At 41.4% G+C, this 22,055-nt stretch carries 17 protein-coding genes and 1 pseudogene; 7 read left to right on the top strand and 11 right to left on the bottom strand.

Features of this window, described 5'->3' with window-relative positions:
- Positions 1 to 58: 58 nt before the first annotated feature.
- A pseudogene (locus HM003_02090) lies at positions 59 to 1,276 on the bottom strand (DNA helicase UvrD).
- A complete protein-coding gene (locus HM003_02085; GenBank protein ID MBX5328131.1) occupies positions 1,260 to 1,907 on the bottom strand; it encodes a hypothetical protein in 648 nt (215 codons plus the stop codon). The pseudogene HM003_02090 and the gene HM003_02085 overlap by 17 nt, the downstream one beginning before the upstream one ends.
- Positions 1,908 to 2,174: 267 nt before the next feature.
- Between HM003_02085 and HM003_02080 the strand changes: the two genes are divergently transcribed.
- From HM003_02080 to HM003_02070, 3 genes are all read left to right on the top strand, one after another.
- A complete protein-coding gene (locus tag HM003_02080; GenBank protein MBX5328130.1) occupies positions 2,175 to 2,567 on the top strand; it encodes a 4Fe-4S dicluster domain-containing protein in 393 nt (130 codons plus the stop codon).
- On the top strand, positions 2,567 to 4,435 hold the full coding sequence (locus HM003_02075) for an aldehyde ferredoxin oxidoreductase (GenBank protein ID MBX5328129.1): 1,869 nt from the start codon (positions 2,567 to 2,569) through the stop codon (positions 4,433 to 4,435). The genes HM003_02080 and HM003_02075 overlap by 1 nt, the downstream gene beginning before the upstream one ends.
- A gap of 66 nt (positions 4,436 to 4,501) precedes the next feature.
- Positions 4,502 to 4,804 carry a hypothetical protein gene (locus HM003_02070; GenBank protein MBX5328128.1) on the top strand — a complete coding sequence of 101 codons (303 nt, stop codon included), beginning with the start codon at positions 4,502 to 4,504 and terminating at the stop codon, positions 4,802 to 4,804.
- 276 nt (positions 4,805 to 5,080) lie between these two features.
- Here the strand turns inward: HM003_02070 and HM003_02065 are convergent, their stop codons facing one another.
- The 4 genes from HM003_02065 to HM003_02050 form a co-directional block, all read right to left on the bottom strand.
- A complete protein-coding gene (locus tag HM003_02065) occupies positions 5,081 to 5,710 on the bottom strand; it encodes a 5-formyltetrahydrofolate cyclo-ligase (protein ID MBX5328127.1) in 630 nt (209 codons plus the stop codon).
- 45 nt (positions 5,711 to 5,755) lie between these two features.
- Positions 5,756 to 6,949 carry a glycine C-acetyltransferase gene (locus tag HM003_02060; protein MBX5328126.1) on the bottom strand — a complete coding sequence of 398 codons (1,194 nt, stop codon included), beginning with the start codon at positions 6,947 to 6,949 and terminating at the stop codon, positions 5,756 to 5,758.
- Between the two features lie 52 nt (positions 6,950 to 7,001).
- A complete protein-coding gene (locus HM003_02055; GenBank protein ID MBX5328125.1) occupies positions 7,002 to 7,961 on the bottom strand; it encodes an L-threonine 3-dehydrogenase in 960 nt (319 codons plus the stop codon).
- Between the two features lie 111 nt (positions 7,962 to 8,072).
- On the bottom strand, positions 8,073 to 8,678 hold the full coding sequence (locus tag HM003_02050; GenBank protein MBX5328124.1) for a DUF1028 domain-containing protein: 606 nt from the start codon (positions 8,676 to 8,678) through the stop codon (positions 8,073 to 8,075).
- A 72-nt stretch (positions 8,679 to 8,750) separates the two neighbouring features.
- Between HM003_02050 and HM003_02045 the strand changes: the two genes are divergently transcribed.
- On the top strand, positions 8,751 to 9,869 hold the full coding sequence (locus HM003_02045) for an ATP-NAD kinase family protein (protein MBX5328123.1): 1,119 nt from the start codon (positions 8,751 to 8,753) through the stop codon (positions 9,867 to 9,869).
- Positions 9,870 to 9,872: 3 nt separating this feature from the next.
- On the opposite strand, the gene HM003_02040 is transcribed toward HM003_02045, so the two are convergent.
- Positions 9,873 to 11,111 carry a 2,3-bisphosphoglycerate-independent phosphoglycerate mutase gene (locus HM003_02040; protein MBX5328122.1) on the bottom strand — a complete coding sequence of 413 codons (1,239 nt, stop codon included), beginning with the start codon at positions 11,109 to 11,111 and terminating at the stop codon, positions 9,873 to 9,875.
- 262 nt (positions 11,112 to 11,373) lie between these two features.
- Between HM003_02040 and HM003_02035 the strand changes: the two genes are divergently transcribed.
- Complete coding sequence (locus HM003_02035) at positions 11,374 to 12,822, top strand: proline--tRNA ligase (protein MBX5328121.1); 1,449 nt, start codon at positions 11,374 to 11,376, stop codon at positions 12,820 to 12,822.
- Between the two features lie 40 nt (positions 12,823 to 12,862).
- Here HM003_02035 and HM003_02030 read toward each other — a convergent pair whose 3' ends face one another.
- Both HM003_02030 and HM003_02025 read right to left on the bottom strand, forming a co-directional pair.
- Positions 12,863 to 14,695: an aldehyde ferredoxin oxidoreductase family protein gene (locus HM003_02030; GenBank protein ID MBX5328120.1), complete on the bottom strand. Its 1,833-nt coding sequence runs from the start codon at positions 14,693 to 14,695 to the stop codon at positions 12,863 to 12,865.
- A 67-nt stretch (positions 14,696 to 14,762) separates the two neighbouring features.
- Positions 14,763 to 16,049, bottom strand: coding sequence for an FAD-binding oxidoreductase (locus tag HM003_02025; protein ID MBX5328119.1), 1,287 nt, complete (start codon positions 16,047 to 16,049; stop codon positions 14,763 to 14,765).
- A gap of 150 nt (positions 16,050 to 16,199) precedes the next feature.
- On the opposite strand from HM003_02025, the gene HM003_02020 reads away from it, so the two are divergent.
- Positions 16,200 to 17,903, top strand: coding sequence for a hypothetical protein (locus HM003_02020; protein ID MBX5328118.1), 1,704 nt, complete (start codon positions 16,200 to 16,202; stop codon positions 17,901 to 17,903).
- Positions 17,904 to 17,956: 53 nt separating this feature from the next.
- The gene (locus HM003_02015; GenBank protein MBX5328117.1) at positions 17,957 to 19,171 is read left to right on the top strand and encodes an aminotransferase class I/II-fold pyridoxal phosphate-dependent enzyme; all 1,215 of its coding nucleotides are present in this window, start codon (positions 17,957 to 17,959) and stop codon (positions 19,169 to 19,171) included.
- A 31-nt stretch (positions 19,172 to 19,202) separates the two neighbouring features.
- Here HM003_02015 and ilvE read toward each other — a convergent pair whose 3' ends face one another.
- Together ilvE and HM003_02005 are read right to left on the bottom strand one after the other, a co-directional pair.
- Positions 19,203 to 20,090, bottom strand: a complete 888-nt coding sequence (ilvE, locus tag HM003_02010) for a branched-chain-amino-acid transaminase (protein ID MBX5328116.1) — start codon at positions 20,088 to 20,090, stop codon at positions 19,203 to 19,205.
- An 86-nt stretch (positions 20,091 to 20,176) separates the two neighbouring features.
- Positions 20,177 to 22,045, bottom strand: a complete 1,869-nt coding sequence (locus HM003_02005; GenBank protein MBX5328115.1) for a threonine--tRNA ligase — start codon at positions 22,043 to 22,045, stop codon at positions 20,177 to 20,179.
- Positions 22,046 to 22,055: the final 10 nt, after the last annotated feature.

The following is a 22,055-nucleotide window of genomic DNA, read 5'->3' as shown; positions in this document are numbered from 1 at the left end:
CTGTAAGATTTAACTGTTGAACTCTTTGCAAAACAGACTTCGCCGCTGCATCAGCATCAAAAAGCAACAGTCGCCCATATACACCATCGTATCCTGGCACTATATTGACGCGCCCCTCCCTAACTCTAATTATTGCCTCAGCAATCTTCTCATCAACAACATTACATAACGCCTCTTTGGAAGAATCAATCAGCACCGTGTACTCGTCGCCAAACTTTTTGACAAGAGCATTGTAAATACTCCACACTTGCTGGGAAGAAGGAGAATCAACGCCTAACACTGTCATAATTATTTCAGAAAGCGGAAGCAACCGCAAAAAACCTATCGCATCATCAGGTTTAAAATCGGGCTGCCGATCAGCTAACTCTTCAACACGTTGCTCCACACCTTTGGTAAGTTTTCTGCGACAAACAGGACAAACATTACCAAGTTTGATTGCCTCTTGTGGAGAAAGCGCCACATTACAGTTTCGATGCCCAGTCCAATGATATTTCCCATAAGCCGGGTCTGTTTCTATAGTAAACTTGAACCGCTCTTTATCTTTAGAACGAAGCACATCTAAAATTTCATGATAACCTAGCCTTTCTAGTTCGAAGACGTTTGCCTCTCGCCCGATGCGCCAAGGCCAAAAGCTGTGGCTGTCGCTGTTAGAAACCAATGTGAATTTGTCGAGTTTGCTTAGGCGCCAGTTCATTGGAGGGTCGGATGAAAGACCCGTTTCCAATGCGTAGATATGTTTTGTCATGTCTTGGTAGCAGTCTTCGACACTGTTGAAACCGCTGAAGGCGCCGAAGATGCTGAACCATGGAGTCCAAGCGTGAGCAGGAAAAACCATATTTTCGTTTGAAACTTCCATTACTTCTTCTACCAAATGCGGCGCATTCATATTTAATGTTGGTCTACCATCAGCTGTTAAGTCGCCATATTTTGATAGTCTATCGTTGATTTGTGCGGCAGTATCTATGTTAGGCGTTAAAATAACATGGTGCACTTTTTTTATTTCATTCTCAAAGGTGAATACAGTGCTCACTTCTGTTGTTATCATAAAATAAATTTGGGATTCAAGGTTTCCAGCGATTTTATACAGGCCCGTGTCTGATTCTTGAACCAACGTTTCGTGCAGTTCTTTAAGCCATTTAGGGTGTGTAAAATCGCCTGTGCCAACTACTGTTAAGCCTTTTATCTTTGCGAACCGGGCGATTTCTTCAACTGACATTTTTTGGCTTGTAGCACGACTGTAACGACTATGAATGTGAAGGTCAGCTATCACTCTCAAGCTTCTTCTCACTATCCCTAGCGTCTGTTACGTATTTCTCTAAGCGCTTCTCCCAATCCACCTTAAACATTATAACGAATACAATTATTAACAAAACTATTGCAAGAACAAAACCAATCAACACAGACACCCAACCGCTCTCCACGCCAAATATGTCCTTAATTATGCCTATAGAAAATCGCCCAGCATACGCAACAATCAAATTCATGCAAACTTTACCAACAAACGCTGGAATCAATGTCTTAACAATACTGTAACGCATCACGCCTAGTGGAATAAACAGTAAATCGTCAGGCAGAGGCGTCAAAGCAAATATAAAAATAGTTATTGGACCATACTTGTTGAAGACTCTCACTAGAAAAGCCATTTTTTTCTTGTACTTTTCACTTATTACTTTTCTGCCACCAATGCCAAGCAAATAGCCCGAAAACTCACCTATTGCCGCACCCGTTCCAGCAGCAAGTGCAATCCAAATAGGCTCAAATTGCCCTCCCAACGTAAAAATAATGACAGTGTATGGAAGGGGAAAGATAATTGACAAAGCACCAATTAAGCTGATTAAAAAAATTCCAAAATACCCATATTGCGTGGAAAGACTCGTCATCCACTTAACAATGTCGTCGAATTGCAACTGTAAAGGTTCTCCTTTTAACTCTGAATTATAGCAATACACTTAAAGAGATTGTTATCGCCAAAAAGCGTCACATTTAAATCACCGCATAGTTACAGAAAATTTCTACAAGCTTTTAGGAAAGGATGTGAATTGACAGCTAAAAAAGAGCCAATCTGGATAGCAAGAGAACTCTCAAAATGCAGCGGCTGCCGAAAATGCGAAATTGCATGCTCACTTTTCCACGAAAAACGCATATGGCCAGAAGCTTCACGCGTAAGAGTATTCATGCTAATTCCAGGCGCAGAGTTTCCACACTTATGTGCACAATGTGAGGATTATCCATGCGTAAAAGCTTGCCCAGTAAAAGCATTATCAATAAGCAAGAAGACAGGCGCAGTTTTAGTAAAAAACAAGGCTTGCATTGCTTGCGGCAAATGCATAGACGCGTGCCCAGGAAGAATCCCACACATGCACCCAACAGAAAAGCATGTGGTTATTTGCGACTTGTGTAATGGCGACCCCCAATGTGTAAAAGTGTGCCAGGAAGGAGGATGGAATGTACTAAATAAAGTTTCGAGGGGAGACCATCCCTTCAAGCTTTACGCTCGCACTCCAGGAGAAATAACCAAAAATTTAGCCCTTAAAATGTACGGAGAACAAGCGGAGGAATACTTATGATTCTGGGCTATGCTGGCAAATTTCTTGAGGTAAACCTTTCAAATAGCACAATTAAAGAAACAAGATTTGATGATGAAATTCTAAAAGATTACATTGGCGGCAGAGGCTTAGCAGCAAAAATCCTCTGGGACCGTCTGGGCAACAAATGGGAAAAAATAGACCCATTAAGTTCAGAAAACATACTCTTATTTTTAACAGGACCATTAACTGGATACTTTCCAGGTGGAAGAATCTGCGTTTCAGGCAAATCACCACAGAGCAACGGTGTCGTAGGCTCAACTGTTGGCGGAGAATTCGGCGTTGAGTTAAGATGCGCAGGTTATGACGGCATAATCGTTACTGGTGCTTCAGAAAAGCCTGTTTACTTGTTTGTTAAAGATTCAGATGTTGAAATCAGAGACGCAAGCCACGTTTGGGGTAAAGACACAAAACAAACAGTTACAACTCTAACAAAAGAATGCAGAGAACTTCTGAAAAAACGTTACCCGCTTTATGGTGAATGGAAAGAGCCTACATTGCTCTACATAGGTCCCGCGGGAGAGAACAAAGTACGCACAGCGGTTGTTGCAGCCAAATGGTCTCATGCAGCTGGTTACGGCGGTTACGGCGCAGTCATGGGTTCAAAAAAACTGAAAGCAGTAGCAGTTAAGGGCACCGGACCTTTGCCAGAAGTTGCTGACATAAGAAAAGTTAAGCGGCTTATCAAAGTTGTAAACGATAATGCTTACGACAATGATCTTTGGAGACGCTGGGGAACAGGTTCAGGCGGCTACGAAGTTGGCGCAAAAACAAGCTCTGAACCCGTGAGAAATTGGCAGGAAGAATGGCATGACGAGAAAAGCTTCGGGGTTGACCAATTTGAGAACAAAGTCTGGGTTAAGCAGTACTGGAGTGATTTTGGCTGTCCGACATGTTGCTTGAAAGTGGCTGTTGTAAAGAGCGGCAAATTTAAAGGAGCGATAACAGATAACCCAGACTATGAAATGCAAGCCTATTTAGGTCCAAACTTAGGAATATTCACGCCAGAAGAAAACGTTTTTCTCTCATCACTCATCGACGATTTAGGTTTATGCGGCATCCAAACAGGAAACGTTATGGGTTTTGCAGCCGAACTTTTCCAGAGAGGAATATTAACCAAAAAAGACTTGGACGGCATAGAACTCAAATGGGGCGATGCTGAAGCCTTTGCAACTTTAGCCAGAAAAATCGCTTTCAGAGAAGGAATAGGCAACTTACTGGCTGAAGGAACTTATCGAACTGCATTAAAAATTGGAAAAATGAAAAACGTGGACGCATTGTCCTATGCTGTTCAGTCCAAGGGCATAGGAATAGGCGCCCACGGCATACGCAGCGGCAAAGACTACCCAGAAATCATATCTTACGCTTGTTCAGTGCAAGGCGGAGACCACACATCCACAACTGGACTACCACTAGACAGTGGCGGAAGCGAACTACTGGAAATCTTCAACGACTCAGGCGTGTACTGCAACTTCAACAGTTTCGGAATACCACGCAACCTCAGATTTGAATTGTATGAAGGAGTTACAGGTTTAAAGCTAACGCGCGAAGAATGGTGCAGTACCAAAGCAATGAAAATACTGCAACTACAAAGAGCAATGCTACTTCTTGGCGGTCCAGACTTAAAATGGAAACCCAAAATCCACGATGACAACCCACCAAGATTCTACGAGCCCTTACCTTCCGGACCTTATAAAGGAAAAACCACTGACAAAACAGCTGTGGAAGAATACAAAAATAGGTATTATGAGGCAGTTGGCTGGGACAAAAATGGTATACCAACAGTTGAAGTTCTTCATAAACTTGGGTTAGAAGATGTAAACGAAACGTTAGAAAAACTGCGTCGGTAAAGGTCAATATTTAAATGACTGAACTTTCTTACCATATTCTTAATTCATAAGTGGAAGTGAAAATGTTTGAGTAAGAAATGGTCAGAAAAGTTAAGCGCTCAGTGTAGTATAGACCCAGACGTTTTGGAAACTATGCGAAAAGAACTAAGTACAAGCTGTTATGGCGACACAGAAATTGCCCAGCAAATCATAGAAGAACTTACTACAAGCTGCGGTTTTAAAGAGGGTGATTTGAGAAAGTTTGTACGAGAAGTAGCAAAAAGCTGCCCCTTAGATACAAAAAGACTCCATAAAGAAATTGTAGAAGCTGAAGGGAAAAAAGAAAAGGCTTATCAAGCCATATACAAATCCTCGATAAGGCCACTGTGATCTCTGGCAAACTAAAGAAGCTTAAACTTGAGTTTAACATTACTTAACATGAAAAGTATCGTGCATTTAAATTAAAGAGTTCAGTCGCTCGCAAAGAGATGAACGCCTTTTTTCTTATCTATCATTTGTTAATCCGATTATTTGCACCAATTGTCTTGTTTGAAACGCAGAACAATCAAGCCTTTTATAAGAAACAATTCTTGCTTTGTTTTGTTGTGTACTAATTTTGATACATTTTGATTAACTAACTTTTCTATTTCTTTAAACACTAATTATTTAAGCCATGTCTTTTAGCTTGAAGATATGTAGGACTTTCGTTGGTGTCACAATTATTGAGACTTTTTCATCTTTTTCTTCGAATGGAAGAGCATCAACGATTTGCATATCGTGAACTGTAGTTGCAATTGGAATTTTGCCAAACCGCATTTTCAGCATTTTAATTTCTGTATCGCCGTATCCTCCTCCTTTACCAAGTCTATGTCCGTATTTATCAACCGCCACTGAACCCTCAACTATCAAATCTGTTTTGGGAATTTCTTCTGCGTTAACACTACGTCCATATTTGAAGGCACCTTTTATTGTAGATGCAAAACTTTCTCTTCCTTTAACATCTTTTGGATTGACAATAATATAGCCAAGTTTCAGTCTTGGTGAAGCCATAATTAGAATTTTGCCATCCAAGAGTGCGTTTTCTCTAATCTTTTGCTGTGCATAATCTGGATTTGCAAATACGGCTTTAGCTCCTTTCCATTCTTTTAACTGTCTAACTTTTTCTGCAGCCTTTTCAGAACCAACAAAGTTTGGAATACGTCCACGACATGGAAGTGGAAACTTTGCAATGCCACTTTTTTCAAGTTTAGTCCAGATTTCTTCGCGTAAAAGTTTCTTGACAGTTTTAGCGTCCATTTTTCCACTTAAATGATAAAAAGGCAGAAATAGAGAAGGGAAAAATTAGATTATGTGTAGTTCTTTTCCAATTTTTTCAAATGCGTTTATGGCGAAGTCTAAGTCTTCCCTAGTTAACGCAGCGTTCATGATTGTTCGTATGCGGGCTTTGTCTCTTGCAACCATCGGATAAACAATAGGCAAAGCAAAAACACCTTCTTCAAATAGTCTTGCACTTAGTTTTTTGGCTACGCCGCTTTCTCCAACTATGATTGGCGTTATGGGGGTTTGGCTGTTGCCAATGTCAAAGCCTAAATCTTTCATGGCTTTCTTGAAATACCGCGTGTGCTCCCAGAGTCTCTGCACATGCTGCGGTTCTTGCTCCAGAACATCGATGGCAGCTATGCAAGCAGCTGCTACTGCAGGCGGATGCGAACCGCTAAGAAGCCAAGTTCGCGATCTGTTATAGGCAAAATTAATCAAGTCTTGCGAGCCGGAAACGTGACCACCTACGACGCCAAACGCTTTGGAGAATGTGCCCATTTCAACGTGGACTTTGTCGCGGCTAAGCTTAAAGTGGCTAACAATGCCTCTTCCCCCTTCACCCAACACACCTTCACCGTGAGCGTCATCCACGTAAACCATTGCGCCATGTTCCGCACCTAGCTTTGCGATTCCGTCTAAGGGTGCTATGTCGCCGTCCATGGAGAAAACGCCATCAGTGATTATCAATATTCGTCTGTATGGTGGTTGATGTTTCTCTGCTTCTTCCAGAACCCGTTGCAAATCTTGCATGTCCGCATGTTTGTAAACTGCTCTTTCCGCGTGTGAAAGCCTGACTCCGTCTATTATGCTGCCGTGGTTTAGCTCGTCGCTTATTATTAAGTCGCCTTTACCAGCCAGTTGCGGAATCAAGCCTGCGTTAGCTGCGAAGCCTGTTTGGTAAACAAGTGAAGCTTCAGCACGTTTGAATTTAGCAAGCCGCTTTTCAAGTTCCACGTGTATGTCCATTGTTCCGGCAATTGGGCGCACAGACCCAGAGCCAGCACCGTGTGTTTGAACAGCTTTTATCGCGGCTTCCTTCAGTTTCGGATGGTTGCTTAATCCGAGATAATTGTTTGAACAGAACATTAAGACCTTTTTTCCTTCAACAGTGCACCATGGCGTGCTTGGACCTTGCAAAACATGGATTTTCCAGTCAAGTTCATTTCGCACTAACTCTTCATATTCTTCGCGTAAAAATGCTGTTGGATTGCGCATTTATTAACACCACTTTTCCTACTCACAAAGCATTCTCTTAACTCTTTCTAGACTAAACCTCACTTGCAAATCTTCTCTTTAGCTTTTCTATCATGTCCTTCGTCATGGAAGCTAGATTGTACATGGGCTTCCAGCCCCAATCTTTGCGTGCTGCACTATCATCTATCGACATAGGCCAAGAATCGGCAATTTTCTGTCTAAAGTCAGGTTTATACTCTACTTTAAGGTCTGGAATATACTTTCGTATTTCCGCGGCTAACTCTCCAGCAGAAAAACTTATCGCACTCAAATTATAGCTCGTGCGACACTTAATCTTGGACGCATCAGCTTCCATGAGGTCAATGGCTGCTTTTAAGCAGTCGGGCATATACATCATGGGCAAAACGGTATCTTCCTTCACAAAACAAGTGTACCGTTTATTCTTGATCGCTTCGTAAAATATTTCCACAGCATAATCAGTTGTGCCTCCGCCTGGAAGAGTCTCACTGCTAATGATGCCTGGATAACGAACACTACGCACATCTAAACCAAACTTGGCAAAATAATAATTACACAATAACTCGCCAGCAACTTTGGTTACGCCATACATGGTTCTAGGAATCAGCACGGTGTTTTGAGGGGTGTTAACGCGAGGAGATTCAGGACCGAAAACGGCTATAGAGCTTGGCCAGAAAACTTTGGTTGCGCCTTGTTCTCTTGCGACCTCAAGCACGTTGTAAAGCCCATCCATGTTAACGTGCCACGCAAGTTGCGGGTTTTCTTCACCAGTTGCTGACAGAACTGCTGCTAAATGGTAAATTGTGTCAATATCATATTTTTCGACAATTTTCTTGACACTTTCTCGGTCAGAAGTATCAACAAACTCGAAGGGTCCGGACTCAAAAAGTGCGCCGCTTGGTTTTCGCTTGTGCCCTGCTGCCACAACGCTATCTCCACCATATCTTTTTCGCAGTTCAATTGTTAATTCTGAACCGATTTGTCCTGTGGCGCCTGTCACGAGAATTCTTTTCATGTTCTTTTTAGACATTTAGCAATACTCCAGTTATTCGAAGAGAGAAGGATGTTAGAATCTGCGAGATATAAAAATTTTCAGAAAAGAAACACGTATACATCATAATTTTAACTACGAAGCCTCAAGTTTACGAATTAGTTCCTCAATCGGATTTTTGTGAAAATCAACACGTAAATTTACTTCTACTTGATCCGCACTAACGATAATCAACGCGGCTGAAATTTCGCCTCGTCTATCTCCGCCACTTTCGCTTCCACCTTTCAAAGCATTTGCCATTCTCCAAGCTAAGCTTCCACTGGAATGCTCAAATTCCCTAGCCATACTTGCCAAGACACTCTTCCCCGCAAGCAAATTTCCAATAACAACGTAGTTTTCACCTATAATTTCTCCATGCCATTGCGGAGCTTTAGCACCCGTAAAAACCGCTTTTTCTCCTCTAAAATTCATAATCGCAACTTGCCGCAATTCATTTTCGGCATCCTCTGCCAAAAGCTTCTTTAAAGTTTCTTCTGGAGTAAAACCCTTTGCCAACATTTCTAAGCCCTTAATGCCGTAAGCCACATTTGTATAGGCTTGCGTTGCCACAACACCTACTCCGGGTTTTGCGTGTGGAACCCTATCGCCGACTGATTCCACGCCTGTAGCGGTGGCAACGCCTATCTTCTCATGATTAGGCAAGATGGCTAGGATTGAGAATGTCCCAGTAGACGGCAACATCAACTGATTGAACGCCCCTTATTCATCAAAATAGTTTAAAGCTTGCGCAATAAATCTTGTCACTGACAAGCAATGAAGCTAGGCTTTATTGTTAATCCAATTGCGGGCATGGGAGGCAGAGTAGGACTAAAAGGCACGAACGGTGTTCTGAAGGAAGCGATTGCACGAGGTGCAGAACCGGTAGCGCCGGAAAGAGCCATAGAATTTCTGCGAAAACTAAGGGAAAATATGGAAAATAGGCAAATAGAGATTTTGACTTGTCCGGGAATAATGGGTGAAAATGAAGCGGAAAAAGCGAAGTTTCCAGTTCAAGTTTTACCTATGAGAATAGGAAAAGAAACCACTGCTGAAGATACGAAAGCCGCTGTTAAACTTCTGATTAAGGCAGAAGTGGACTTGATAGTCTTTGTCGGCGGAGACGGCACAGCCAAAGACATTTTAGACGCTATGCAAGGCAGCAATGAAGTGCCAGTTTTGGGCGTGCCTTCCGGAGTGAAAATGTATAGTGGTGTTTTCGCTGTAAACCCTCGAGATGCTGTGGAGGTAGTTTTAATATTTGCTGATAAACAAGCGGAAATTACAGAGTTCGAAATTATGGACTCTGATGAAAAGGCTATACGAAGCGACATTTTTGCTGTTAAATTGCATGGCTATTTGAAAGGACCGTTTGTTCCGATGCGAATTCAAGGAAGCAAACAAGCAAGCCCAGAAACAAACGACGAAAAAGAGAACCAAACCGCAATAGCACGGTTCATAATTGAGGAGATGCAACCAGACGCCACGTACATACTGGGTCCAGGAACCACAGTCAAACGCATAGCCGAATTACTGGGCACTGTAAAAACGGTGCTAGGCGTAGATATCTACAAGAACGGCAAAGTCATGTTGGATGTAGATGAGAAAAGAATTCTGAAAGAAGTAAAAGATTGGCAGAACACATGGATTATTCTATCTCCGATTGGACACCAAGGAATTCTTCTGGGAAGAGGAAACCAGCAAATAAGCCCAGAAATCATCAAGCACGTCAGAAAAGAGCATATAATTGTCGTGGCAACGAAAGGTAAGCTTCAGAGCATAGAAGGAAATGTTCTGAGAGTTGACACAGGAGACACGGAAACGGATAACATGCTTAAAGGACACATCAAAGTTGTGACAGATTACCGAGAATGGCGATTAATGCCGGTGCAATAATCATTAAGCTCCAAATTTTCTGGTTTTACCAATAAGATTCATCAAGATAGGCATTAAATCAATGCCTCTTATTCGGTTTAAACCGCCCTTTGCGCAAGTTCTCTCGCCAAATTCAGCAACATCATCACAGAGAACGTGCGGTCCAGTTATCGCTACTGGAACTGGGTCTCCTTCATGGTTCCGTGTGACAGAAGAAGTTGTGTGGTCAGCGGTCACAGCCAAATAAGTCTCGTTCAAATCTACCTTCTCAAGTAAATAGCCTAACATCTGGTCTATTTTTTCGATTACTGAAACCTTCTGTTTAACGTTTCCATCATGACTAGGAACGTCTGGTGCTTTCACATGCAAAAGCACAAAGTCATATGTTTTTAATGCTTGAACTGCGGCTTTAGCCTTAGCAACAAAGTTAGTTTGAGGAGTCCCCGTGGCTCCTTTAACGTCTATTAATTTCATTCCAGCGACTTTGCAAACGCCTTTAATCAAAGAAACAGCAGATACGCACGCGGTATTAACACCATAAACTTCAGATAAAGGCTTAATATTCGGAACAGTGCCAGCGCCTCTACATAAAATGACATTGGCGGGAGGCAATCCATGTTTTACTCTTTTCTTGTTAACTGGGTGTTCCTTCAGCGTTTTATGAAACTTTTGCAAGAGGTCATTGAGTATTTTGGCTGTGTGCTTCGCTTCTAAAGTTTCATCCAAAGCTTTGATTTCCAGAACTTTTTCTCCAACCTTCTCAGGGTCAGAGTCGCTTATTGCTGTTGATAATGTGGGTCCTCGAAGAAGGAGAGCTGCACGGTGTTGTACAGTGTTTTTGAATACTACTTTTATTGACGACTCGATTGGCTTAATTTTTTGGAGACTTTCAGCAAGTTTGGAGGCATCCTCGTTTGCGATTCTGCCAGCGCGTCTGTCCAAAACAACAAAGTCATCGTCAACCGTTGCAAAGTTACATCGAAAAGCCACGTCGCCAGGCGAAACGTTTATTCCTGAACCGATAGCCTCGAAGGCGCCTCTTCCAGAATAAACCTTCACTGCGTCATAACCAAGCAACGCCAACGTAGCCGTGTCGCTTCCAGGCGGTATGCCCGGTGCAATTACATCCATTATGCCGCAGATTCCAGTCTTTGCAATTTTATTCAATGACGGCTTATACGCAGCTTCTAAAGGGGTTTTCCAACTTAACTCTTTCACTGGTCTGTCAGCCATTCCGTCTCCAATAACCAGAATTGACTTCAACTTTGATTCACGCCATTCCAATCTGTACTGGGAACACATCCAAATTTAGATGCGAACAGTTAAAACACTTATGCATCCAAACAAGAAGCATTCACTAAGGTTAAAAGAAGAAAACATTTAATAGTCTGATTCAGTAATGTTGGGGAACGTGGTCAAAATGGGCGATTACGTTCCACATTGCTAAATTTTCTCAAAACTTAGCCCACATAAGAATCTGTTCTACACTAGAATTATATTCAACCACCAAAGAAAAAGGAGAGAGATGAACATGTCAGACGTAGGCGTTACTGTAAAAAAATCCGAAGATTTCTCAGAATGGTACACCCAAGTCATCGTAAAATCAGGAATGGCAGATTACGCTCCAGTAAAAGGCTGCATGATATTCCGCGAACACTCATACGCAATCTGGGAAAAAATTCAACAAATCTTCGACCAAAAAATAAAGGCAACTGGACACAGAAACGTGTACTTCCCACTGTTCATACCAGAAAGTTTTCTCAAAAAAGAGGCAGAACATTTTGCTGGTTTCACACCGGAAGTTGCATGGGTAACAATGGGCGGAGACACACCTTTAGAAGAAAAACTTGCCTTGAGACCTACATCTGAAACGATAATGTATGCAACATTTGCTAAGTGGATTAGAAGCTGGAGAGACTTGCCAATAAAAATTAATCAATGGTGCAACATCATAAGATGGGACACGAAAGGAACCAAACTTTTCCTTAGAACCAGAGAATTCCTATGGCAAGAAGGACACACAGCTCACGCTACAAAAGAAGAAGCAGATCAAGAAGTAATGCAGATTCTAAATGAATACAAGGACGTGATGGAAAACTACCTCGCAATTCCAGTGCTCGCAGGAAAGAAATCGGAAAGCGAAAAATTTCCAGGAGCCCTCTACACAACAGCTTTAGAAGCAATAATGCCGGATGGAAAAGCCTTACAAATGGGAACATCGCATCAGTTAGGCCAAAACTTTTCGAGAGTTTTCAAAATCAGATTCCTCGACAAGGACGAAAAAGAGCAGTATGTCTGGCAAACGTCATGGGGCTTTTCAACGCGAATGATAGGCGCGCTGGTAATGGTGCACGGCGACGACAAAGGATTGATATTGCCTCCGAAAGTCGCGCCGATACAAGTGGTAATAGTGCCCATACCCTATAAGGATACTGACTCCAAAGCAATTCTAACGAAAGCAAAACAAATCTATGAAAAATTGCAGAAGCGGGGTATACAAGTTGTTTTAGACGACAGAGCAGAATACACTCCGGGATGGAAATTCAACGAGTGGGAACTGAAAGGTGTGCCAATAAGAATTGAAGTTGGTCCAAGAGATATAAAACAAAAACAAGTAACATTAGCTAGAAGAGACACACTTGAAAAAATGACGACTAAGGAAGAAAAAATAATTAATGCGGTAACAGAACTGTTAGAAGAAATCCAGAAAAACCTCCTTAATAAAGCCCGAAAAGTTCTAGAAGAAAATATTACAACAGTAAAAACTTACAGTGAATTCCAAAAAGTACTAAGGAAAAAAGGCGGATTCCTCAGAGCATGCTGGTGTGCGAGTCCAGAATGTGAAGAAAAGATAAAGGAAGAAACCGGCGCAACAATCAGAATAGTACCTCTTAAGAAAGAGAAGACATTTGCAAAGTGCATATATTGCGGAGAAAAGGCAAAAGAAGTAGTCTACTTCGCCAGAGCATACTAAACTACAATTTTCCTATTCCAATTTCAGTTTTTATTCATTTTTATTCATACAGTTTTACACGTTTTCCCAATTGTTTTGCAACATCTTTCAATCCTAACTTGTTCAATGTTGTTTTTGTTGGTATTCCACGTTCATCCCAACCGCGCTTCTTATAATACCTCTGTAACATAACATCATACTTTGCTCTGTCAAGCTTTGCACCTTTTAAAGCGCCTTTAGTTAAGGGTTCCTCAAACCACCTTGCGGGTGGAAAATCCATCTCTTTACTCCAGTTCTTGCCATATTCGCGAACCCAGAAGGCACGAGTCAAGTTGAATATGCGGTCAGCAATCAAGTTTAGATTGTCCCAATTCATCTCCAATCCAGTTGCTGCATACAAGAATTTTGGATACCATTCAAGCTCGAAGCCAACCTCAACCCAAGGAAGTCTACAAACGGTTAAGGACTCGAAAACTCCACCTCGGATGCGTTGAAGCTCAATGACTTTGTCAACTTTTTCTTCGCTATAACTTTCACGACCAACTTTAACTTCCCACGAAATCACCCAAGCATCCTTATGGTGAGCCCCAATGGAGCTTGTTGCGTATGACAAAGCCATTGCTGGTGTTGAATGACAATTATAAGCGGAAATTTCCAAACCTTTAACATGCATAGCCCAACGTTTAGAGTCCTTACCAATTTCTTCAGCTGCAAAACGGACACCTTCAGCCAGCAATTTGCCTAAACCGCGTCTATATGCTATGTCCTCAATTAGAGCCTTTGTCTCCTTGAATTTACCCCACGAAATCTTATCTGTTAACAATCCTTTCTCTGATGCTTCCATGGCAAAACCAATCACGTTACCCAACGAAATGGTGTCCAACCCAAACTCGTCAGCGACCCTATTGAGAGCCGCAACTTGCTTAAGGTTGCCCAACCCAATGTTTGAACCTAGCATGGCAACATTTTCGTAATCAAGCTCAGACTCCTTCTTATCAGAACCCTTCACAACATTCCCACAAGTCATGTTACACTGCGGACACCCACGATTAGAAACCTTCAACTTCTCCATCGCAAAACCACCTATCTCGTCAGCCTCTTCAAAAACGCCTTCGCTGTAATTGAATGTTGGGAGGACGCTGTTCTCTTGACTCCACTCGATTGTCATCATTGTACCTTGACGTTTCCAGAAAGCATAGTTCGGCTTAGTCATAACTTCTCTGTAGCCTTCTGCACCAAGCTCCTTCATTTCCTTTGGTTGAGCTACTGGTATCTCGTGTGAACCGATAAAAACGACAGCTTTCAAATTTTTAGAACCCATAACCGCGCCTATTCCAGGCCTTCCACCAGCGCGTCCCTCTTGACAGACAATGTTTGCAAACTTGACTAGGTTCTCCCCACCTTGACCGATGCAGAGAATACCAGCTACACGTCCATAAAGTTCTCTTAATTTCTTCTCAGTTTCAAACGAGCTTAAACCCCACAGGTCTTTCGCGTCAAGAAACTCCGCTACTGAATCTCGAATGAGCAGAACGATTGGTTTGTTAGCTTTGCCCTCAATTATTACAGCATCATAACCAGCCTTACGCATCTGAACCGCAGCAAGAGTCCCAACATTTCCATCACCGTAACCTCCAGTTAAAGGGCTTTTTGCCGCTACAATCAGTTTACCACTGCTAGGAAGAGACAAACCTGTTAATGGACCCGCTGCAAAAACCAGCAAGTTTTCAGGCGAAAAAGGGTCAATTTCAGGCTTGAGTTTATCCCACAGAATTTTAACAGCAAATCCTCTGCCGCCAAGGAAACTTTTGGCTAAACTAGCTTCGTAACGGTTGGCAACAGCCTTGCCCTTGCTGAGGTTTACTTGCAAAAAAGTTCCAGTCCAGCCGAACATACTCATTTTCTCCACGAATATTGCTAAGTATCCACTTGAAAGTAGATAAATTTAATCACTCCTAAGGCTAAATAACCAGTTTTTCGGGTTCTACATTTCTGTGTTTTAGGCCTAGATCGCTGACTTTGAATTTTCTGTCACCATAAAGCAACGCGTATTCTTCACCACTATATAATGCAGCGGCAATTCTGCCTATAGCATCAGCTTTCATTATTCCACTTCCACTTGCACCACCTACAACCATAATGCCATTCTCTTCAAAAACTAGAGGCTGTCCATCAATAGTGTTTATCTCATATAAACCAGCAAAAGCCGAAAAAGGTTGACAATCAGAAAATTGAGGAAAATATTTGACTGTAACTTGATATAACCCATACTGATAGTAGTTATCTTCTGGTTCAGGGTTATCCTCAATTTTGAAAGCCCTTGGAAATTCATCGGCATATGCCAGCCAAAAGGCTTCCTCTTCAGGATTAGGTCGAATGTAAGCGGAAGGCTTTGGAAAAATTGTGAAAGGCAAACATCCAACATTTGTAAATTCCTTTGTGAAAAGCAGTTTTCTAAGAGCCTCAGTATTCGCCTTAACAGAAAAAACTTGTCTTTTCTTTGCTTTAACAAAACAATCAATTCCGAGCGGGTCTAGAAGTTGAGAAGCCCAAGCTCCAGTCGCAACTATTGTTTTTTCAGCGCGTATGAAACCCTTATTGGTTTTTGCCCCTGTAACTATCGCATCTTGCCAGAAATAAGGCTCACCAGGCATGCCTAAGGGTTGGCGTGGTTCCACAACAAGTTCGGCAACCTCGGTGCCGTATTGAATCTTCCCTCCAAGTTTCAGAAACTCATATTCGTAAAATTTCACTAAAGAATCAACATCTATGAAGCCAGCTTTAGGAATAAATATTCCTTTGTAAACATTTCCTAACCCCATCATTTGTGCTTCTTCGTCCTCAGTAAAGTTGGTATTCATGTTTAATTTTTTAGCTAAATCATTTCCATCATATTCTTTGTATTCAAACCCTCGATTGGCTAAATCCTTCAGAACAGGAAGCATTTTCTGATACCCATGGTCGTCAAAAAGCCAGAGATATCCTGCCCAACGCAGTTTCAAATCATAGCCTAAATCATTTTGTGCATGTTTGTAAAATTCAACGGAGGAATCAGCTAAGTCAAAGTTTGTGCGAGAATAAAAAAGGCAACGGAAAGCCGCCGCACTTTTTGCAGTGCTACCTTGACCCGCAGCACCTAATTTGTCGACAACTAAAACGTTCAGTTTAGGATTCTTGCTTTTTATGTGGTAAGCAGTGGATAAGCCTAAAATTCCCGCACCCACCACGAGCACATCGCACTTTGTCATGATTCTCCCTCTAATTGTGGATTAACTACTGAAAACAGAATAGATTTAAGCTTACTGTCAATTATAACGCAAAACAAACATACGAGAATGCTTATTTACCTCCGAGAATATGAGATACAACAACATTCATAACTCCGAGGGAAAACAAAGATGTATGTACCAAACAACACAAAAGCGGTTTCAACTATCATAATTATACTTCTAATGATTTTATCTGCAATATTAGGCGGCATAATCTCCTACATGTTTACGATTCCACAATTCACTGACCTTCCAGAAGGAACAACTCTAACGATAACAGATGTTTATTTTGATAAAAGTAATGCGGCATGGTTCAAAGTTGGCGTATTAAACCCATCTTATTCTCCTTCTGATGCGACGATAACAAGAATCACCGTTAGTTTAAAAGGGCAATCTACACTTTATGATGTAATTGAAGCAGAGCCTTCAATTCAAGATGGAATAGTCGTTCAAAAAGGGCAACTTATGAATATAATATGTTCTAAAGTCAGAATAGACAACGAGAACGTGACTTGGGGAAGATTTGCAGGTGAGCACGGTGGAGAAACAGTCGTCGTAAGCGTCTTTTCCTCCGATGCCCCAGCACCAAACAAAGAAAAACAACTACCATTCGTCAAACTATCCGTCACCCCATATTTCTATCCAAGAATTTCATACAAAAACTTTAGCTTATCTTTAGTTATGGCTACGGCCTCTGAAGTCAACTTGACAGTAAATTGGATTGACATTCCAGGAATCGACGATATTGCATTGAAATCGCCTACGCTTCCATACGAAGTCACAAAAAACTCCGTAAGTTTTAATTTTACGGGTAACTGGCATGGTTTAAAAAAAGCTAACGTAATGATTGAAACAAATGAAGGATACCAGTTCATAGAAGAACTTGAGCTACAGCAAGTTTATCCACTAATTCAAAACGTTACTTTCAACGAAGACTATACGGATCATTTCAACATTACAATATTTAATTTCGCTGAGACAAATAACTATGTTAATGTTACAATGATTACATGCACTCCGGAAAATGCAACAGCTATCACGAATAAATATTCCGTGAGTTTAGAAGCTAATCAATCTTCTGTTTTCAAATTTGACTGGAACTGGACGGAAACAAGAGGGAAAAAAATCGAAGTGAAAGCTTATACACTGCAAGAAATTGAGATAAACTTTACTACGATAACACCACCGCCAATTATTGTCAAGATTCTCAGCGAAAATGAAACTTTCAACTTGCAAGATAGAACCCATTTCAATGTCACATTACAGAACCATGCGTCTTCGCTGGACGCCATTAACATAACAAAAATAGTAGTAGCAGAGACTGGAGAATTAGTAAATGGCACAAAGGCAAATCCGCAACTGCCTTATGGATTACTAAATTCAAGTGCAACGCAAGCATTTTACTGTGATATTTCAGATTGGACGAATCGTGCTGGCGAAAACTTAACTTTAACAGTTTATGTTCTGGCAAACAAGACTGCGGAAGAGTATGTATTAAATTTCACTTTTGCTCTTCCAGTGGCGGAGCTTAACATAACAGAAGTTGCTACCACGGAGTTCGGAGATTTTCATACAAAATATTTAAACATAACAGTTGAAAGCTTAAGCTACTCAATATGGAATCTTACGGTGTCAAAGGTAACGATAAGACTGCAGAACCAAACAGTTCTAGCAGAAGATATCGTTCCCGAAAACCAAACAATCATAAAGCCAGGCGAAGTCGCCATTCTTCTATGCCAATTCAATTGGGAAGTCTATGCAGACACTGATGTGGTAATAACGGTTGGCACAAGAGAAGGAGCAGAAGCCACAACAACATTTCACATTCCATAATTCGCCCCATAAGCTTTATTTTTGCAGAGAGCAGAAGCGTTGATTCTGGAAGGATGAATAGTTTGACTAACGTGAAGGTTACTGAAAGAGTACGCACCATAGAATACGCCATCCGCGACGTCATCGCCTATGCAAAGCAAATCGCAAAAACTGGCAAGAAAATTTTCTATCTAAACATAGGAGACCCGGTAGCATTCGACTTTAATACGCCAAAACATATTAAACAAGCATTGATGAAGGCTGTAGAAGAAGGCGCAAACGCTTACTCAGCATCTGAAGGCATACCAGAGCTCCGAGAAGCAATAAGTCAAAAAGAAAAACGAGTTAATAGCATTGACATTTCCGCAGAAGACATTATTGTAACCCAAGGAATTTCTGAAGGCATACAAATGGTCATGGCTGCACTCATTGACGCTGGAGACGAAATTCTTCTTCCCGGACCAACATATCCACCTTACATTTCATACGCTAAATTTTTTGGTGGAAAACCAGTTACATACGAAACTGTAGAAGAAGAACAATGGCAACCAAATATGGATGACTTAAAAAAGAAAATTTCAAAGAAAACCCGCGCAATCGCAATAATTAATCCCAACAACCCATGCGGCACACTTTATGATGAAAAAATTGTAAAACAAATATTGGACTTAGCTGGAGAACACGACTTGCCTGTTTTGTCAGATGAAATTTACGACCAAATAATTTATGAGAAAAAATTTGTCAGCACGGCTCACTTAGCTAAAGATGTTCCGGTAATTGGGCTTAATGGTTTCTCTAAAGCACATTTAATGACGGGCTGGAGACTGGGCTACTTATATTTTTATGATCAAAAAGATGAACTCCAAGAGCTAAAGCAGTGTATAGAGAAAGAGGCGAGAATAAGACTTTGCGCAAACACGCCAGTTCAGAAAGCTGGTGTGGTAGCCTTGAATGGACCGCAAGATCACGTGAAAGAACTTGTTCAGAAACTTAAGCAGAGAAGAGATTATGCGTGGAAACGACTCAACAGAATTAAGGGCTTAAGTTGTGCTAAGCCTGAAGGGGCGTTTTACGTATTTCCAAAAATCCATGCAGTAGGACAAAAATGGAAAACCGACAAAGAATTTGCATTGGAACTGTTGAAGGAAACAGGCGTGCTTTTTGTGCATGGGTCTGGATTTGACCCAGTCTATGGTGCGGGACATGTGAGAGGAGTTTTTCTGCCGCCGATTGAGACATTAGAAGAAGCCTTCAATGAAATAGAGAGGTTCATAGAAAGAAATAGTTAAGAAACTGAGCTTACTGCTTTTTCAATGGTTTCTAGTAGATGGGAATTCCTTCTTTCGGATCTTGAACCATTTTAGCAAATGCTTCCATCAATTTTTTTGTTATTGGTCCGGGTACCCCATTGTTTATTGTTCTCTTGTTTATCTCGCGAACTGGCACAATTTCTGCGGCGGTTCCTGTGAAGAATACTTCTTCCGCGTTAAACAGTTCGTAGGGTGTTATATTCTTCTCTATGACTTCATAACCTAGTTTTCTGGCAAGCTGCATCACTGCTTCAGCAGTTATTCCAGGCAAGGCGCCAGTATAGCTTGGCGGTGTGAATATTTTCCCTTTTTTTACTATGAAAATGTTTTCTGCGACGCCCTCACATATGAAGCCATTTTTGTCGAGGCATATGGCTTCGTCGACGCCACTTATGTTTGCTTCAATTTTTGCAAGTATACTGTTAAGATAGTTTAGTGATTTTATCTCATGTGTTGTTGCGTCCACGGGGTCTCTTTTAACCCAAGAAAGCATTGCTGTGACACCTTTTTCTTTGGCTTCGCCCTTGTGCAATGCAATCGTGTCAGCTATCACTATTATTGTTGGTTTGGGACATTTTTTCGGGTTGAGTCCTAAATCTCCTAGTCCTCTTGTGACTACGAGTCGAATGTAGGAATCTTTTAGGTTGTTTTTCCGCAGAGTTTCCAGAACTATTTTTATCATTTCTTCCTTCGTTACGGGAATCTGTAGCATTATAGTGTGGGCTGAACGGTAGAGCCTGTCAATGTGCTCTTTTAACCTGAAAACTACGCCGTTGTAGGCGCGGATTCCCTCGAAGACGCCGTCGCCGTATAGAAGCCCATGGTCGTAAACGGAAATTTTAGCTTGTGATTTTGGAAAGTATTTCCCGTCTATATAAACGAGTAATTCTTTTTCCAAAGGTTTGTCCTCCAAGCTGGAGAATGTAGTCTATCGAGTTAAGGTTTGATATAGTTTTTGCAAAGGTTAGAAAGTTTTCTTCATTATTAACCGTAGAATTGTGGTCTTTTGGAGAGGTATCTTGGGAGTGGAAGTGGTTTAAAGGGCTTGTTTTCTGTTAACTTTCCAATTTCTTTCGTGAGTTCTTCTAGTTTCATTTGGAGTATTTTGCCTGATTTTCTCTCTCTCACGGGAAGTACACCAGACTCGAGTTCTCTTTGTCCCACAACAATTATGTAAGGAATCCACTCCATTTCAGCTTCGCGAATTCGCTTTTGTAAAGTTAATGCGCGGTCGTCGATGTCCACACGGATGCAATGCTTCTCTATTTTTTTAGCCATGTCTTCAACGTTTTTTAGGAATTTGTCTGACATGGGTATTATGCGCACTTGTGTTGGCGACAACCATAATGGAAACATTGGAGGTTTGCCATTTTGCTGTGTTTTGTAAGCGTTTTCTAACAATGCATAAACGTCTCTTTCTATTGCGCCGCTCGGAGAACAATGCAGAATCAGTGGATGTTGTTTTTCGCCTTTCTCGTCTACGTAGGTTATGTTGTATCTTTTAGCGTTTTCAACATCTATCTGGTCGGTTGAGAGTGCTGCTGCTTTGTTTTGATTGTCTACGAAGTTGAAGTCCCATTTTAGGGTGAAATAGAAGAATCGTTCTTTCCACATTTCAACCAGTACTGGTTTGTCAAAGATTTTCGCGAGAGAGTTGATGAATGTTTTGTTTTTATTGTAGAATTCTTCTGTGAAGCGTATTGCTGTTTCATAATTTTCTTTCGGTAAACCTATTTCTTCCAAGATTTGTATGCATAACTTGAATCTCGTCACGAATTCTTTTTTGACTTGTTCCAGATTTGTGCAGAAGGCATGGCAATCGGGCATTGTGAAGGCTCTGAGTCGCCTTAGACCAACAACTTCGCCGCTTTTTTCTCGTCTGAAACTGTAGCGTGTTAATTCGTAAACTTTCAGCGGCATGTGTCTGTAAGAAAACTGTGTGTCATGAACCATGAGGAACTGCCCAAAGCATGCTGCAAATCTTAGAAAGAGCTCTTTGTCTTCTGATTTTAACAGGTATTGTCTTGCTGGGAAACGGTTTATGTAGTCTGCTAGGCTGGGATGTTGAAAATCATACATGACTGGGGTTTCAACTTCCATTGCGCCGTATTCCATCATTTTGGCGGTGACAAACTGCTCTAGCAAGGATTTGATTAATCGTCCTTTTGGATACCAGCGGATGTTTCCTGGGTCGCTTCCGAGTTCGTAGTCGGCTATTTCTAGTCTTTTCATTAAGGGCACATGCGGGGGCATTTGCTGACTGGCGCGCACTTTGGAAATTTCATAGTTTGCAAATTTCTCTAGGTTTTCGTGTTTTTTGAAGTTAAATTCTTTTACTGGGGTCATTTTTCCGTTTGGTTCGAGAATGTACCAGAAGGATTCCAGTTTTTCTTCGGCTTTTACTGCTTCAGAAATTTTTTCTTCTTTTTCCTCTTTTACCTTTGTGGGCAATATTACGCGTGATTGCTCAGCTAACGGATGCCCTTTTATTGAGATTGTGAATTGTTTGTTCCAGCCGAATGGCGCGCGGTATGTTTCTATGCCTTTTTCTTTTGCATAGGATTCCATAGCTTTCACGATTTTCAGGGCTTCTGTGGGCTTTGCTAGGTTGCTGCTTAAGTGTGCGTAGGGGTAGATTATTATGCGGTTTACTTTCAGTTTTTCGAGAAAAGCGTAAACTTCGTCGACGGCTTTTTTGGCTACTACTGTGTTGTCGCTTTCTTCAACAGCGGTGAAAAGCACGACTAATTCTTCAAGGCGAACAATCTTTTTTTCGGCTTCTTCTGCCATGGCTATTTCTTTTTGGACTGGTTTGTATTCGATAAAGTTTGAGTGTAATTGCAATATTCTCATAAGCAGTTTT

Source organism: Candidatus Bathyarchaeota archaeon A05DMB-5 (assembly GCA_019685655.1).
Taxonomy (GTDB): Archaea; Thermoproteota; Bathyarchaeia; order Bathyarchaeales; family Bathycorpusculaceae; genus DSLH01.
Note: the sequence above shows the minus strand (reverse complement) of the source record. Positions and strands in the feature narration are given on the sequence as shown.